The sequence below is a fragment of the Micromonospora sp. AMSO12t genome (genome assembly GCF_008806585.1).
GTDB classification, from domain to species: Bacteria; Actinomycetota; Actinomycetes; order Mycobacteriales; family Micromonosporaceae; genus Micromonospora; species Micromonospora reichwaldensis.
On the sequence record NZ_WAAS01000169.1, the window covers coordinates 1 to 14543 of the forward strand.

Genomic DNA, 14543 nt, shown 5'->3' on the forward strand with positions numbered 1-14543 from the left:
GGTGGGTCAGGGGCGGATGTCGGCGGGGCGGTCGGACATGGGCAGCCCCGCCTCGCGCCAGGCCTGCACGCCGCCGATCATGTCGGTCGCGAGGTGCAGCCCGAGCGCCCGCAGGCTCGCGACCGCGAGGCTGGAGCTGTAGCCCTGGCGGCACACCACCACGATCCGCTGGTCGTACGCCGTGGCCTCCGGGATCCGCCATGCGCTGGCCGGGTCGAGTCGCCACTCCAGCACCGTCCGGTCGATCACGATGGCGCCGGGCAGGTCGCCCTGCTCCTGCCGCTGTGTGTCGGTGCGGGTGTCGATAAGCAACGCCCCGGTACGGACCGCCTCGACGGTCTGGTGCGGGGTCAGCCGGCGTACCCCGGCGCGGGCCTGTTCCAGGAGGGCGTCGACGCCCGGACTCATCACGCTGTGGGACACCAGCAGATCATCCCGCCCCGTCGCGGAGTCCGCCCGCCGAACGCCCCGCCGCACCCGACGAACGCTCGTTCGGGCGACCCCCGATCGGAGCGTCCCGCGCGGCCCGCCGACGCCGGGCCGCCCGCCACCGCAGGCCCGCTCCGTGACGGGGGCCCGGCCTGGTTACCGTCGCCCGCCGACGCCGGAACCTCCCGTCACCGCAGGCCCGCTCCGTGGCAGGGGGGCCGGCCTGGTTACCGTCACCCGCCGACGCCGACGCCGACGCCGACGCCGACGCCGACGCCGACGCCGACGCCGACGCCGGGGCCTCGCGCCACCGCAGGCCCGCCTCGTGACGGGAGGACCGGGCCTGGTTACCGTCGGGCACGTGGCGGTGGCGGTGGTCGAGGCGTACGACCGGCTGGCCCGGCGGGTGCTCGCCGGGCCGGCGCGGTTGGGGCGGACCCGGCTGGTGGCGGTGGACGGGCCGAGCGGCGCGGGCAAGAGCGCGTTCGCGGCGCGGCTCGCGGACGCCCTCGCCGCCCTGCCCGGCGGCAGCCCGCCGCCGGTGGTGCACACCGACGACCTGCTCGACGGCTGGGACGACCAGCTCACCTTCTGGCCCCGGCTGGAGGAGTGGGTGCTCGGGCCGCTGCGCGCCGGTCGGCCGGGGGCGTACCGCCGGTTCAGCTGGGTCCGGCGGGCCTTCCTGCCGCGCCCGGTGCCGGTCCCGGTCGCGCCGGTGCTCCTCGTCGAGGGGGTGAGCGCGGCGCGGGCCGCCGCCACCGCGGACCTGACCCTGGCCGTCTTCGTCACCGCCCCGGCGCCGCTGCGGCTGGCCCGGGCGATCGAGCGCGACGGCCCGGAGATCCTGCCGGAGCTGCGTCGCTGGCACCTCGGGGAGCGGTCGCACTTCGCCGCCGACGGCACCGAGGCGCGCGCGGACCTGGTGGTCGACGGCGCCCCGGGCCTGCCGCACGACGCCGACCGCTACTACGTGCGCCGCCGCTGAGCGGTCGGGCCGGCCGGTACCGAACCGTCACTCCGGCCTCGGGCGGGATGGGACGGTCGGTAAGGCCGGCATACGATGCCGGTCATGACCACACCCCTCATGTCCGAGTCCGAGGTCCGGGCCGCCGTCGAGCGGGAGCTGCCCGGCGTCCGCGCCGACCTGGAACGCCTCGTCCGCATTCCCGGCATCGCGTTCGAGGGCTTCGACCACTCGCACGTGGAGCGTTCCGCCGAGGCGGTGGCCGAGCTGGTGCGCGGCTGCGGTCTCGATGTCAAGATCGTGCGCTCCGGCGGCCAGCCGGCCGTGATCGGGCGGAAGGCGGCCCCGCCCGGGGCGCCGACGGTGCTGCTCTACGCCCACCACGACGTGCAGCCGGTCGGCGACCTGACGCTGTGGGAGTCGGACCCGTTCGAGCCGGTGGAGCGGGACGGTCGGCTCTACGGCCGGGGCGCCGCCGACGACAAGGCCGGCATCATGGCGCACGTGGCGGCGCTGCGCGCGTACGGTGACGCGTTGCCGGTCGGCGTGGTGCTCTTCGTCGAGGGCGAGGAGGAGTACGGCTCCGACTCGTTGGAGCGGCTGCTCGCCGAGCACCGCGACGAGATCGCCTCGGACGTCATCGTGATCGCCGACTCCACCAACTGGGACATCGGCGTACCGGCGCTGACCACGTCCCTGCGCGGCATCGTCAACTGCTTCGTGGAGGTGCGCACCCTCGACCACGCCGTGCACAGCGGCGTCTACGGCGGTCCCGTGCCGGACGCGCTGACCGCCCTGGCGCGGTTGCTGGCCACCCTGCACACCGAGGCCGGGGACGTGGCCGTCGACGGGCTGGTCGCCCGGGAGGGCGCGAGCGTCGACTACCCGGAGGACCGGTTCCGCGCCGAGGCGGGGCTGGCCGAGGGCGTCAGCCTCATCGGCACCGGACGGATCACCGAGCGGCTCTGGACCAAGCCGGCCCTCGCGGTGCTCGGCATCGACGCCCCGTCCACCGCCGAGGCGCCGAACGCCCTGGTGCCGGCGGCCAGGGCCAAGCTGAGCGTACGGCTGGCGCCGGGTGACGACCCGAAGCGGGCGTACGCGGCCCTGCGCGCCCACCTGGAGAAGCACGCCCCGTGGGGCGCGCGGGTGACAGTCGTCTTCGAACACGACGGCGCGCCGTGCGTCATCGACGCGTCCGGGCCGATGTTCGACGCGGCCCGCTCGGCGTTCCGGACCGCTTGGGACGGCACCGACCCGGTGGACCTCGGCATCGGCGGCTCGATCCCGTTCATCGCCACCTTCCAGGAGATGTTCCCGCGCGCGGCGATCCTGGTGACCGGCGTGGAGGACCCGCAGGCCCGGGCGCACGGCCCGAACGAGAGCCTGCACCTCGGGGAGTTCGCCCGGGTCTGTCTGGCCGAGGCGCTGCTGCTGAAGAAGGTCGCCGAGGCGGGCGTCGACGGGCGTTAGGTGTCGGAACCGTAACTTCCGGGTGGATGTGGGAGTTTGCGGTGTGTCGCCGGTCGGGTTGTTATAGCCTCTCGAACATGCGTACGAATGAGGTGATGGGCCGGCTCGACGCCGCCGTCAGCGCCCTGGGGGACGTCGACGTCTCCGCGTGGTCCGAGGACACGCTCAAGGAACAGCTCGGCGACCTGTCCGCCGCGCTGGTCGCTCTCGACACGGTGCTCTCCCGGGTCGCCGAGGAGATCCGCGCCCGCGGGCTGCGCATCGAGGAACCCGTCTCGGCCTGACCCGCCATCCCGGCGGGCGGAGGTTTTCCGGCGCCCGGGCACGGCAATGCCCGGGGTCGTGTCGGGGGTGGCTGGCAGGATGGAGCCGTGCGGTTCCTCGACCTGGCAGCCACCTCCGCCGCCGTCGGCGCCACCCGGGCCCGGCGGACCAAGGTGGAGCTGCTCGCCGCCGCGTTGCGGGCGCTCGACCCGTCCGAGGTCCCGGCGGGCGCCGGCTGGCTGGCCGGCGAGCTGCGCCAGCGGCAGACCGGGGTCGGCTGGGCGAGCCTGCGTGACCTGCCGCCGCCGGCCACCGAGCCGACCCTGACCGTGTCCGCCGTCGACGCGGCCATCGACGAGATCGCGTCCGTGCACGGGCCGGGTTCCCAGGCCCGCCGCCGGGCGCTGTTGGGCGCGCTCTACGCCGCCGCCACCGCCGAGGAGCAGCGGCTGCTGACCGGCCTGTTCAGCGGTGAGCTGCGCCAGGGCGCGCAGGCGGGGCTGCTCGCCGACGCGGTGGCCCGGGCCGCCGACGTGCCGCTCGTCGCCGTACGCCGGGCGCTGCTGCTCGCCGGTGACCTGCGCGCGGTCGCGGTCGCCGCGCTCGACGGGGGCGCGGCGGCGCTGGGCGCCTTCGGCCTCCAGGTCGGCCGCCCGCTCGCGCCGATGCTGGCGCAGAGCGCGCCCTCGGTGGACGAGGCGCTCGCGGCGACGGGCACCCCCGCCGTGGTCGACGTCAAGCTCGACGGCATCCGGATCCAGGTGCACCGCTCCGGCGACGACATCGCCGTGTTCACCCGCAGCCTGGACGACATCACCGCCCGGGTGCCGGAGGTGGTCGCCGCCGTGCGGGCGCTGCCCGCACGCGAGCTGGTGCTCGACGGGGAGGCGATCGGGCTCGACGAGACGGGCCGTCCGCTGCCCTTCCAGCAGACGTCGAGCCGGGCGGCGCGGCGCACCACGCCGAGCAGCACCGGCGCCGCCCCGGTCGCCCCGGCCGTGGCCGCCGCCGGGGCGACGGGCGCGACCGTGCTGACGCCGTACTTCTTCGACCTGCTGCACCTCGACGGCGACGACCTGATCGACCTGCCCGGCCGGGAGCGCTGGGCCGCGCTCGACGCCGCGGTCGACGCCTCGCTCGTGGTCGGCCGGGTGGAGGTCGACGACCCGGAGCGGGCCGGCGAGGCGTTCGCGGCCGCCATCGACGCCGGCCAGGAGGGGGTGGTGGTGAAGGCGCCCGACGCACCCTACGACGCCGGCCGGCGGGGATCCGCCTGGGTGAAGGTGAAGCCCCGGCACACCCTCGACCTGGTGGTGATCGCGGTCGAGTGGGGAAGCGGCCGGCGGGAGGGCTGGCTGTCCAACCTGCACCTCGGCGCCCGCGACCCGCGCACCGGCGACTTCGTCATGCTCGGCAAGACGTTCAAGGGCCTCACCGACGAGCTGCTGCGCTGGCAGACCGAGCGCTTCCTCGCCCTCGCCGTCGAGCACGGCGACTGGGAGGTGCGGGTCCGCCCCGAGCAGGTGGTCGAGATCGCCTTCGACGGGGTGCAGACCAGCTCCCGCTACCCGGGCGGGATGGCGCTGCGCTTCGCCCGGGTGGTGCGCTACCGCGACGACAAGACGGCGGCGGAGGCCGACACCATCGACGCCGTACGCGCCATCCACGCCGGCCGCGTCACCGGCTGAGCGGGGTTGGCGGGGCGGGTCAGGCGGCGCCCTGCGGCGCGGGCTCGGCGGCCCGGTCGACGGGCTGCCGCGGTCCCACGCCCGCCAGCCGACGGGCCTCCCGGCGGGCCACCCAGCCGTAGCCGAACAGGGTCATCGCGGCGAAGATCCACCACTGCACGACGTAGCCGAAGTTCTGCCAGTTGTTGTTGTATCCGACCGGCACGTCCTTGAACGCGGGGTCGGCCGCCGGGGTCTGCTCGTCGAGCAGCAGGTACGCGCCGTGCACGGGATAGGGCAGCTCCCGGGCCAGCCGGGGCACGCCGATCCGCCGGGTCTCCAGCTTGCCGTCACGCCGGGTCACGGCGACCGAGCCGCTCTCGCTCAGGTGCACGCGCCCCGTCACGGTGACCTCGCCGGGCGGGAGGGCCGGCACCTCCGGCTGGACGGTCGCGTCGCCGCCCCGGGCCGGCGGGATCCAGCCCCGGTCCACCAGCACGGCCGTGCCGTCGGCCAGCACGAGCGGGGCGACCACCTCGAAGCCGACCGTGCGGTCCACCGAGCGGCCCCGGACCAGGACCACGTTCGCCGGGTCGTAGCGGCCGGTCACGGTGACCTTGGTCCAGGCCTTCTCCGCGACGGGGGCGGGGCCGGCCGTGCCGTTGCCGCCCGTCGGGGCCGGCAGCACGTCCCGCAGCGGCACCGGGGCCATCCGCAGGCCGGCGTCGATCCGCTCGTTGGCCTCCGTACGGCCGTGGTAGCGGTCCAGCTGCCAGTTGCCGAGCAGCACCATCACCGCCGAGGCGACCAGGGTCAGTGCGAGAATGCCCAGCCAGCGCGGCGTCAGCAGGAACCGGTACACGCCCACGAGGCTACCCCTGTGACCGGAGACACTCGCTGCGACAGCCCCCATCGCGGGCCCGGGCGGGGTGTCGACGACTCCGCCCGGCGACGCCCGACACCGCCGGCGGGCCCGTTCGGCGGCGACCGCGCGGCGGCCGCTTCGGCTATCGTCACGCGGGCGGACCGCGCGGTCGGCCCGCCGCAGGTCCCCCCGCCGCCCCGCAAGGGAGTCGATGATGACCGTCGTGCCGCGCCTGGTGCTCAGCGCGCCGTCCTCCGGCCACGGCAAGAGCGCGCTGGCGATCGGGCTGCTCGCCGCGTTCGCCGACCGGGGCGTCGACGTCGCCGGGTTCAAGGTCGGCCCCGACCGCGTGGACGCCGCGTACCTCGGGCTGGCCGCCGGCCGCCCCGGTCGGATCCTCGATCCCCGGCTGGTCGGCGCCGACCGGATCGCCCCCCTCGTCGGCCACGGCGCGGCCGGCGCCGGGCTCGCCGTGGTGCAGGGCAGCATGGGCCTGTACGACAGCCTCGCCGGCCGCCCGGAGAGCGAGTCGACGGCCGCCGTGGCCACCGCGCTGCGCAGCCCGGTCGTGCTCGTGGTCGACGTCGCGGCGACGGGGCAGTCGGTGGCCGCCCTGGTGCACGGCTTCCGCTCGTACGACGAGCAGCTCTGGCTCGGCGGGGTGATCCTCAACCGGGTGGCGTCTTCCCGGCACGAGGAGCTGCTGCGCGCGGCGCTGGACGACATCGGCGTGCCCGTCTACGGCGCGCTGCGCCGCCAGGACCTGCCGTCCGTGCTGCCCGCCCGCCGGTACGGGGCGGTGCCCGCGCTCGCCCGCACCGACGAGGCCACCCGCGCGGTCCGCCGGCTCGGCGAGGCGGTCGCCGCCACCGTCGAGCTGGACCGGCTGCTGGGCCTGGCCCGCTCCGCGCCGCCCCTGCCCGCGCCGCCCTGGACGCCGCAGCCCGGGCGGGAGGTCGCCGGGCCGCGCCCGGTCGTCGCGGTCGCCGGGGCGCCGGGCGGCAGCTACAGCGATCCCGAGGCCGTCGAGCTGCTCCGGGCGGCCGGCGCCGAGGTGGTGACGGTCGACCCGCTGCACGACGAGGCGCTGCCCGCCGGCACCGGCGCGCTGGTCGTCGGCGGCGGGCTGCCCGAGTCGTACGCCGAGCAGCTCTCCGCCAACCGCCGGCTCTGCATCGCGGTCGCCGAGCTGGCCCGCACCGGGCGGCCGGTCGTCGCCGAGGGGGCCGGCCTGCTCTGGCTGGCCCGGGAACTGGACGGGCTGCCCATGTGCGGCGTGCTCGACGCGGTGGGGACGCGCCGCGACGGCCTGGTGGTGGGCTACCGGCAGGCGACCGCGTTGACCGACAGCCTCGTGGGGCCGGCGGGGACGGTGGTGGCGGGGCACAAGGAGCACCGCGGCGTGCTCACCCCGCGCGCCGGGGCGCGGCCGGCGTGGAGCTGGGACGGCGGGGCGCCCGAGGGCTTCGTCTGGCGGGGCGTGCACGCCTCGCAGCTCACCCTGCACTGGGCGGCGTACCCGCAGCTGGCGGCCCGCCTCGTGGACGCGGCGGTGGCGGCGGCGGCCGACCCCGCGACCGCCCGGCCCGACGGGGTGCCCGCGTGATCGGTCAGGTGGCGGTCCGTCGCTTTCCGGCGCTGACCGTCTCCACGCCCCGCACCGAGGTACGCGCGCTGACCGGGGCCGACGCGGCGGCGGCCGACGAGGTCTTCGCCGACCGGCAGACCCGGCGGTGGCTGCCGCTGGCCGACACCTCCGGGCAGATCGACGGCCTGGCCTGGTGCACCGACCTGGCGCGGCAGCGGCGCGACAGCGGCGACGGCGACCACTACGCGGTGGTACGCCGGGAGGACGACCTGGTGGTGGGCTGCCTGTGGACGCGGCGCACCGACTGGGGCGCCCGGTGCACCGAGGTCTCCTACGCGATGGCGGCGCACGCGCGGGGCTTCGGCCTGGCGGCCGAGGCGGTCGACGCGCTCGCCATCGCGCTGATCCTCGAACACGGCTTCCAGCGCGTCGAGCTGCGGGTCGCTCCCGGCAACCTGGCCTCCCGACGGGTCGCCGAGAAGGCCGGGTTCAGCTATGAGGGCCTGCTCCGCAACGCCGGCTTCGTCCGGGGCGGCCGGGTCGACCTGGAGGTCTGGTCCCTCGTCTCCGCCGACCTGCGCTGACCCACCCCGACCCCGGGCGGCACCGGGACCGGGGCGGTGGCCGTGCGACCCCGGCTCAGCCGACGATGCGGTCCGACGGTGGGGTGAACTGGCGGGTGGGCTGGCCCTTGAGGCCGTCGCGGAGGGTCTGCGCCACCGCCTTGATCGGGATCTGCGACTGGCCGTCGCCGACCGCGTTGAACGGGTTGTCCGGGTCGGAGATGAAGCTCGCCGCCGCCAGTTCCGGCGTGTAGCCGACGAACCAGGCCGACCGCGTGCTGTCGGTGGTGCCCGTCTTGCCGGCCACCGGGCGGCCGACGGTGCCCCGCACGCTGTCCGCGGTCGACCAGCCGCCGCAGCTGCCGCGGGCCGGGGTGTCGCCGGTCGGGCAGCGGGCGGCGTCGGTGGCGGCGCGGGCGGCGTCGGCGTTCACCACCTGCCGGCAGCGCGGCTTGGCGACCTCCCGCTCGATGCCGGAGGCGGTCTTCCAGGTGGTCGGCGTGCCGTCCCGGTTGTAGATCGCCTGCACCGGGATCGCCTCGCAGTAGCGGCCGTCCGCGGCGATCGCGGCGTACGCGTTGGCCATCTCCAGCGGCGTGGCGTCGGAGACGCCGAGGGTGAACGCGCCCCACTGTTTCGCCTTGGCCGGGGACGCGTGCTCCCGGTCGACGTCGGTGCGCCAGCGCAGCCCGAGCTGCTCGGCCAGGCGGACCGCCTTGTCCGCGCCGACCTGCTCCTCCAGCCACACGAAGTACGTGTTCACCGACTTGCCGAAGCCGGACCACATGGTCTGGTTGCCGCTCATCGCGCCGCTGGCGTTGGACGGCGACCAACCGTCGTAGACCTCGGAGCGGTACCGGTGCGGTGCGTTGAACGAGGTGGACAGCGGCATGCCCGCGTTGAGCGCGGCCAGCATGGGGAACATCTTGAACGTCGAGCCGGCCTGGTAGCCCGCCAGGTCGCCGCCGCCGAGCAGGGGCGCCACGGTGTTCGGGTAGTTCGCCTTGACCTTCGGCCCGGCCTCGGGGTTGGAGCTCTGCCCGTTCTCGCTCAGGTCCAGCGAGTACGTCCGGTTCACCGCCATCGCCTTGACCCGCCCGGTGCCGGGCTCGGAGACCACGATGCCGTTGGCGAAGGGGCTGCCGGTGTTCTCCTTGGTGCCGACGTTCTGCTCGGCCGCCTCCTGGATCTTGGGGTCGAGGCTGAGCACGATCCGGTAGCCGCCCCGGCGCAGCTTGTCCAACCGCTCCAGCCGGTTCTCGCCGAACGCGGGCTGCGTGCTCCACCAGTTCTTCAGGTAGTCGCAGGCGAAGCCCCAGCTGTTCCACTTCTCGGGCACGGAGGCGCAGTCGTTCGGCGGGTACGTCAGCTTCAGCCGGATCGGCTCGGTCTTCGCCTGCGTGACGGCGTCCGGCGAGAGGTATCCGAGCTGGGCCATCCGGTCGAGCACGTAGTTGCGCCGGCCGGTGGCGTCCTTCTGGTCGGAGCTGGCCGGGTCGTACTCGGACGGGGACTTGACCAGGCCGGCGAGGGTGGCCGCCTCGACGGGGCTGAGGTCCTTGGGGGCCTTGGAGAAGAAGATCTCGCTGGCCGCGTAGATGCCGTACGCGCGGTGCCCGAAGTACGCGGAGTTGAGGTAGCGCTCCAGGACGTCGTCCTTGCTGAGTTCCTTCTCCAGGTCCATCGCCATCCGCATCTCGCGGACCTTGCGCAGGCTGGTCTGCTGGGTGGCCTCCTGCACCTCCTTCGGCGTCTTCGCGCTGTCCCGCAGCGCCATCCGCACGTACTGCATGGTGAGCGTGGAGGCGCCCTGGGAGACGCCGCTGGAGCGGGCGTTGGCCACGAAGGCGCGGGCGACGCCCTTCGGGTCGACGCCCCGGTGCTGGTAGAAGCGGTTGTCCTCGGCGGCGACGATCGCCTGCTGCATGTGCGGGGAGATGTCGGCCAGCTTCGTGTACTGCCGGTACTCCTCGTAGAACATCGTCAGCACCGTCTTGCCGTCCGGCGCGTAGACGTACGACGTCTCGGCCGGCAGCGCGGTGGTGAGGATCTCGGTCTTGTGTTCCATGGCGTGCGCCGTGACCTTGGCGCCGAGGCCGGTGGCGGCGGCCACGGGGTACGCCACGGCGGCGACCACGATCCCGGCGATCAGTCCGGCGCGGAGGAGGGGAACGAGACGACCAGCGGCGGCAAGGGGTCGATTGCTCACACGCTCAAGTTATGACATTTCCGATTCGTACCTGAGAAATATTCATAAACGCCCGTGTGGTGATGCGGCCCACGCCGGGATCCGCTGTCCCGCGCGGCACCTTCCCGGCAGGATCGCGGACATGCGTGGTCAGCCGACCGGGACCCTCCCCGAACCCGACCTCACCCACCACGGCGACGCCGAGGTGGGGCCGGGGCTCGTCGACCTCGCCGTCAACGTGCGGCGCGACGCGATGCCGGACTGGCTGGCCGACCCGATCACCGCCGCGCTCGGCGACCTCGCCGCGTACCCCGACCCGGGGCCAGCACGGGCCGCCGTCGCGGCCCGGCACGGCCGCCCGCCGGCCGAGGTGCTGCTGACCGCCGGCGCGGCCGAGGGCTTCGTGCTGCTCGCCCGGGCGCTCGCCGGGGTACGCCGACCGGTGGTGGTGCACCCGCAGTTCACCGAGCCGGAGGCGGCGTTGCGCGCCGCCGGGCACCAGGTCGAGCGGGTGCTGCTCGACGCGGACGACGACTTCCGGCTCGACCCGGCCCGGGTGCCCGCCGACGCCGACCTCGTGATGATCGGCAACCCGACCAACCCGACGTCGGTGCTGCACCCCGCCGGCGACCTGGCCGCCCTGGCCCGACCCGGCCGGGTGCTGGTGGTCGACGAGGCGTTCGCCGACACCACCGTCGCCCCCGGCGTGGCCGGCGAACCGGAGTCGCTGGCCACCAGGCGGGACCTGCCCGGCCTGCTGGTGGTCCGCAGCCTCACCAAGACCTGGGGCCTGGCCGGTCTGCGCATCGGCTACCTGCTCGGCGAGGCGGACCTGCTGGAACGGCTGGCCGCCGCCCAGCCGCTCTGGGCCGTCTCCACCCCCGCCCTGGCCGCCGCGTCGGCCTGCGCCACGCCCGTCGCGGTCGAGGCCGAGCGCGCCATCGCCGCCCGGCTCGCCGCCGACCGCGACCACCTGGTCGCCCGCCTGTCGGCCCTGCCCGGCGTACGCGTCGCCGGCCGTCCCGCCAGCGCGTTCGTGCTGGTGCACGTCCCCGGGGCCGCCGACGTGCGGGTCGCCCTGCGGCAGCGCGGCTGGGCGGTACGCCGGGGCGACACGTTCCCCGGTCTCGGCCCGGACTGGCTGCGGATCGCCGTGCGCGACACGGCCACCACCGACGCGTTGACCGAGGTACTGGCGGAGATCCTGGAGGCTTAACGCTTCCCCACGGCTGGAAGTCGGGGGGATTTCTGGCTCGGACTGCGCGCAGCTACCAACCCCGAAGGGAGGTGTTCACGTGTCTTGCGTCGTCAGCACCAGCACGGTCGCGTTCTACCGTGGCGAGGATCGCCCCCGCGGCGTTCCGGTCTCGACAGGCAGTATGCCCGCAGCTGTCGCACCGGAAAGTTCGCACACCCAGCCCGAGGCGTTCCTTGGCTCTCGTTCCGCACTGCGAGCAGGTCATCGTGGTGTAGGCGGGCGGCACCAGCACCACCTTTCGGCCCGCCCGCGCGCCGCGTTCGATCAGCTCTCGCTTCGCCGCGCCGATCGCGGCGTCTGCGACCTTGCGCGCCATGGTGCTTCGCGTCAGGAACGTCGGCTTGAAGTTCTCAACGGCGATCACGTCATGGTCGTTCACGACCCTTTTTGCCCACTGTCGGGCTTCGTGTGCGTTCTGTCGGGCCGCCTTCTTGTTGAGCCTGGCGGCCTGCCGTTTGGCTTGCAGGTAGCCCCTCGACGGCGGGTTGCCTCGGGGGCGACGCCGACGGCTCATCTTGCGCTGTGCCTTGGCCAGCTCCGCAGCGCACCGCTTGCGGTGGCCGAGGTGCGGCAGGTCGTAGGCGGGATCGGTGGTGGTGGCGGTGGTGGTGACGCCCCAGTCAACGCCGATCGACCTGTCGACGGCCGGTGCCACTTCCGCTTCGCGACGAACGACGAACGAGGCGTACCAGTGGCCCAGCGAGTCCTGGTAGATGCGCACGCTGGTCGGCGTGGACGGCAGGTCTCGGGACCAGAGCACCGGGATAGTGATGCCACCGGCCAAGCGCAGCCGACGTTCCCGGATGGTGAACCCACGCAGGGTGTACTCAAGGCTGGGCAGGGTGCACTTCCGGCGTTTGACCGTTGGTCGCCCTCGGCCTTTGATCTTGTAGGAGTGCTGAAGTGCCAGGGAGTAGGTGCGCAGTGTCTGCTGTTGGGCGACTTGGGTGCCGTCGCGCAGCCACGAGGACCGGGCGCGTGCATCGGTGAGCATTTTGGACAGCGTGCAGAAGGTGGGCTTGCGGCGGGACTTCTGCTGGTGGACGGCTTCGTTCCACAGCCATCGGCATCGGCCCCACTCGGTGAGCAGCGCGGCCCGCGCGGTTGCGCCAGGGCGCAGCCGGTAGGTGTACCGCACCGTTTCGTCCACAATCAACACAATACGTCAGTCAGCTTTATAGTGGGGGATGGAGGAAGTCTCAAAGAAATCATCCGCGAGGAATGCGCCGAACGCGACGCGCCCATCGTGGAGTTGACGATGCCGACCATGTGCGCCTGTTCATCACATGCGATCCGCAGTTCGGCATCCACCGGCTCGTCAAGCAGATCAAGGGCCGCACGTGGCGTCTGCTGCGCGCCGAATTCCCGTCACCGCGGTCCCGGCTACCCGCCCCTCTGGGCCACTCGTACTTTGTCGCCACTGTCGGCGGCGCAACCATGGAGGCCGTCAAACACTATGTCGAGAACCAACGCGACGCCTGACCATCCTTTCCTCCCCGTGGCTGAAGCCAGGGGTTTCACGGGCGAATTCTGATGATGCTGGAGACCACGATCGCGGCGATCCGGCCGCCGGACGAGTCGGCGATGGCCGCCGCGCGGGAGTTGCAGGGGCGGCTGACCAAGCCCGCCGGCTCGCTCGGCGCCCTGGAGGAACTCTCCGTACGCCTCGCCGGCCTGGCCGGGCACTGCCCGCCGCCGCTGCCCGAGCCGGCCGCGGTCGCGATCTTCGCCGGTGACCACGGCGTGCACGCCCAGGGGGTGACGCCCTGGCCGCAGGAGGTCACCGCGCAGATGATCGGCAACTTCCTGGCCGGCGGCGCGGTCGTCAACGCGTTCGCCCGGCAGGCCGGCGCCTCGGTCACCGTCGTCGACGTCGGCGTGGCCACCCCGCTCCCGGCCACCGGCACCCCGGCGGGTGCCCCGCTCGCCGACGGCCCGGCGGGTGCCTTGGCCGCCGATGGCGCGCCGGCCATTCCGCTCACCCGGCCCCCGGCGGACAGCCTGCCGGCCCGCGACGCGCCCCGGCTGGTCGCGGCGAACGTCCGCCCCGGCACCCGGGACCTGGCGGTGACCGCCGCGCTCACCCGCGAGGAGGCCCGCGCGGCCGTCGAGACCGGCATCCGGGTGGCCGACGAGTTGATCGACGCGGGCGCGGGCATCCTGCTCACGGGGGACATGGGCATCGGCAACACCACGCCGGCCGCCGCCCTGATCGCCGCGTTCACCGGCATCGACCCGGCGGAGACGACGGGCCGGGGCACCGGGGTCGACGACCCGACGTACGCCCGCAAGGTCGACGTCGTGCGGGCCGCGCTGCGCCGGCACGACCCCGATCCCGCCGACCCACTGGGCGTGCTGGCCGCCGTCGGCGGGCTGGAGCACGCCGCGCTGGCCGGGCTGATCCTGGGCGCCGCCGCCCGCCGCACCCCGGTGCTGCTGGACGGGGTGATCGCGGTCGCCGCAGCCCTCGCCGCGGCGGCCCTCGCGCCGCACGCCGTGGCCGCCATGGTGGCCGGGCACCGCTCCGCCGAGCCGGGGGCCACGGTCGCGCTGCGCCGGCTGGGCCTGGCGCCGCTGATCGACCTCGGGCTGCGCCTGGGCGAGGGCACCGGCGCGCTGCTCGCGCTGCCGGTGGTCACCGGCGCGGTCCGGGTGCTGCACGAGGTGGCCACGTTCGACTCGGCGGGGGTGGCCGAGAAGTGAGCGACCGGAGCGAGCGGCCCGCAGGCGTGTCGCGTTCCGCCGTCGCCGGCGAGCAGGGCGGGGCGGCGGCGTGAGCGGCAACCCGTACCCGCTCGGCCTGCGGCTCGCCGGCCGCCGGGTGGTCGTGGTGGGCGGGGGAGCGGTGGCCACCCGGCGGGTGCCGGCCCTGCTCGACGCCGGGGCGCACGTCTTCCTCGTCGCGCCCGAGCTGACCCCGGCGCTGCGCGCGCACGTCGACGCCGGACGGCTGCACTGGGCGCCGCGCCGGTTCGCCCCCGACGACCTGGACGGCGCGTGGCTGGTCCAGGTCGCGGTCGACGACCCGCTCGCCGCCGCGTCGGTCAGCGCCGCCGCCGCCGAGCGTCGCATCTTCTGCGTACGCGCCGACGACCGCGCCGCCGCCACCGCATGGACGCCGGCGGTGACCCGGCACGGGCCGGTGACCGTGGCGGTGCTCGGCGGAGGCGACCCGCGCCGGGCGATGGCCGTCCGCGACGCCGTCCGCGCCCTCCTGGACGTGAGGAAGGGCCCCCGGTCAACGCCTGCGGTGGAGGAAGGGTCCCTGCCATCCACACAGGGTG

At 74.8% G+C, this 14543-nt stretch carries 13 protein-coding genes and 1 pseudogene; 10 read left to right on the top strand and 4 right to left on the bottom strand.

Going from position 1 to position 14543, the window contains the following annotated elements:
* Nucleotides 1-6: 6 nt before the first annotated feature.
* The gene (locus F6X68_RS22065) at nucleotides 7-408 is read right to left on the bottom strand and encodes a rhodanese-like domain-containing protein (protein ID WP_151456079.1); all 402 of its coding nucleotides are present in this window, start codon (nucleotides 406-408) and stop codon (nucleotides 7-9) included.
* A 382-nt stretch (nucleotides 409-790) separates the two neighbouring features.
* Here F6X68_RS22065 and F6X68_RS22070 point away from each other — a divergent pair.
* From F6X68_RS22070 to F6X68_RS22085, 4 genes and pseudogenes are all read left to right on the top strand, one after another.
* Nucleotides 791-1524: pseudogene (locus F6X68_RS22070) on the top strand (hypothetical protein); the annotation flags it as partial.
* Nucleotides 1514-2866, top strand: a complete 1353-nt coding sequence (locus F6X68_RS22075) for a dipeptidase (protein WP_192581493.1) — start codon at nucleotides 1514-1516, stop codon at nucleotides 2864-2866. The pseudogene F6X68_RS22070 and the gene F6X68_RS22075, both read left to right, overlap by 11 nt.
* Nucleotides 2867-2943: 77 nt before the next feature.
* Nucleotides 2944-3150 (top strand): hypothetical protein, encoded by a 207-nt coding sequence (locus tag F6X68_RS22080; protein ID WP_151456071.1) that lies wholly within the window; start codon nucleotides 2944-2946, stop codon nucleotides 3148-3150.
* Nucleotides 3151-3237: 87 nt separating this feature from the next.
* Nucleotides 3238-4818 (top strand): ATP-dependent DNA ligase, encoded by a 1581-nt coding sequence (locus F6X68_RS22085; RefSeq protein WP_151456072.1) that lies wholly within the window; start codon nucleotides 3238-3240, stop codon nucleotides 4816-4818.
* A 19-nt stretch (nucleotides 4819-4837) separates the two neighbouring features.
* On the opposite strand, the gene F6X68_RS22090 is transcribed toward F6X68_RS22085, so the two are convergent.
* Nucleotides 4838-5665, bottom strand: coding sequence for an SURF1 family protein (locus tag F6X68_RS22090; protein WP_192581491.1), 828 nt, complete (start codon nucleotides 5663-5665; stop codon nucleotides 4838-4840).
* A gap of 211 nt (nucleotides 5666-5876) precedes the next feature.
* Between F6X68_RS22090 and F6X68_RS22095 the strand changes: the two genes are divergently transcribed.
* The gene (locus F6X68_RS22095) at nucleotides 5877-7268 is read left to right on the top strand and encodes a cobyrinate a,c-diamide synthase (RefSeq protein ID WP_151456074.1); all 1392 of its coding nucleotides are present in this window, start codon (nucleotides 5877-5879) and stop codon (nucleotides 7266-7268) included.
* Entirely contained in the window at nucleotides 7265-7834 is a 570-nt protein-coding gene (locus tag F6X68_RS22100; protein ID WP_132239339.1) for a GNAT family N-acetyltransferase, read from the top strand. The genes F6X68_RS22095 and F6X68_RS22100 overlap by 4 nt, the downstream gene beginning before the upstream one ends.
* A gap of 55 nt (nucleotides 7835-7889) precedes the next feature.
* Here the strand turns inward: F6X68_RS22100 and F6X68_RS22105 are convergent, their stop codons facing one another.
* On the bottom strand, nucleotides 7890-10022 hold the full coding sequence (locus F6X68_RS22105; RefSeq protein WP_151456075.1) for a transglycosylase domain-containing protein: 2133 nt from the start codon (nucleotides 10020-10022) through the stop codon (nucleotides 7890-7892).
* Between the two features lie 121 nt (nucleotides 10023-10143).
* Between F6X68_RS22105 and cobC the strand changes: the two genes are divergently transcribed.
* Complete coding sequence (cobC, locus tag F6X68_RS22110; RefSeq protein ID WP_151456076.1) at nucleotides 10144-11217, top strand: Rv2231c family pyridoxal phosphate-dependent protein CobC; 1074 nt, start codon at nucleotides 10144-10146, stop codon at nucleotides 11215-11217.
* 52 nt (nucleotides 11218-11269) lie between these two features.
* Here cobC and F6X68_RS22115 read toward each other — a convergent pair whose 3' ends face one another.
* Nucleotides 11270-12409, bottom strand: a complete 1140-nt coding sequence (locus F6X68_RS22115) for an RNA-guided endonuclease TnpB family protein (RefSeq protein ID WP_225852353.1) — start codon at nucleotides 12407-12409, stop codon at nucleotides 11270-11272.
* Between the two features lie 119 nt (nucleotides 12410-12528).
* Here F6X68_RS22115 and F6X68_RS22120 point away from each other — a divergent pair, with 119 nt between their 5' ends.
* From F6X68_RS22120 to F6X68_RS22130, 3 genes are all read left to right on the top strand, one after another.
* On the top strand, nucleotides 12529-12741 hold the full coding sequence (locus F6X68_RS22120) for a transposase (protein ID WP_192581492.1): 213 nt from the start codon (nucleotides 12529-12531) through the stop codon (nucleotides 12739-12741).
* A gap of 54 nt (nucleotides 12742-12795) precedes the next feature.
* Nucleotides 12796-13962 carry a nicotinate-nucleotide--dimethylbenzimidazole phosphoribosyltransferase gene (locus F6X68_RS22125; protein WP_151456080.1) on the top strand — a complete coding sequence of 389 codons (1167 nt, stop codon included), beginning with the start codon at nucleotides 12796-12798 and terminating at the stop codon, nucleotides 13960-13962.
* A gap of 70 nt (nucleotides 13963-14032) precedes the next feature.
* Nucleotides 14033-14543: NAD(P)-dependent oxidoreductase (locus F6X68_RS22130; protein WP_305069295.1), on the top strand; the 511-nt coding region annotated here is incomplete at its 3' end.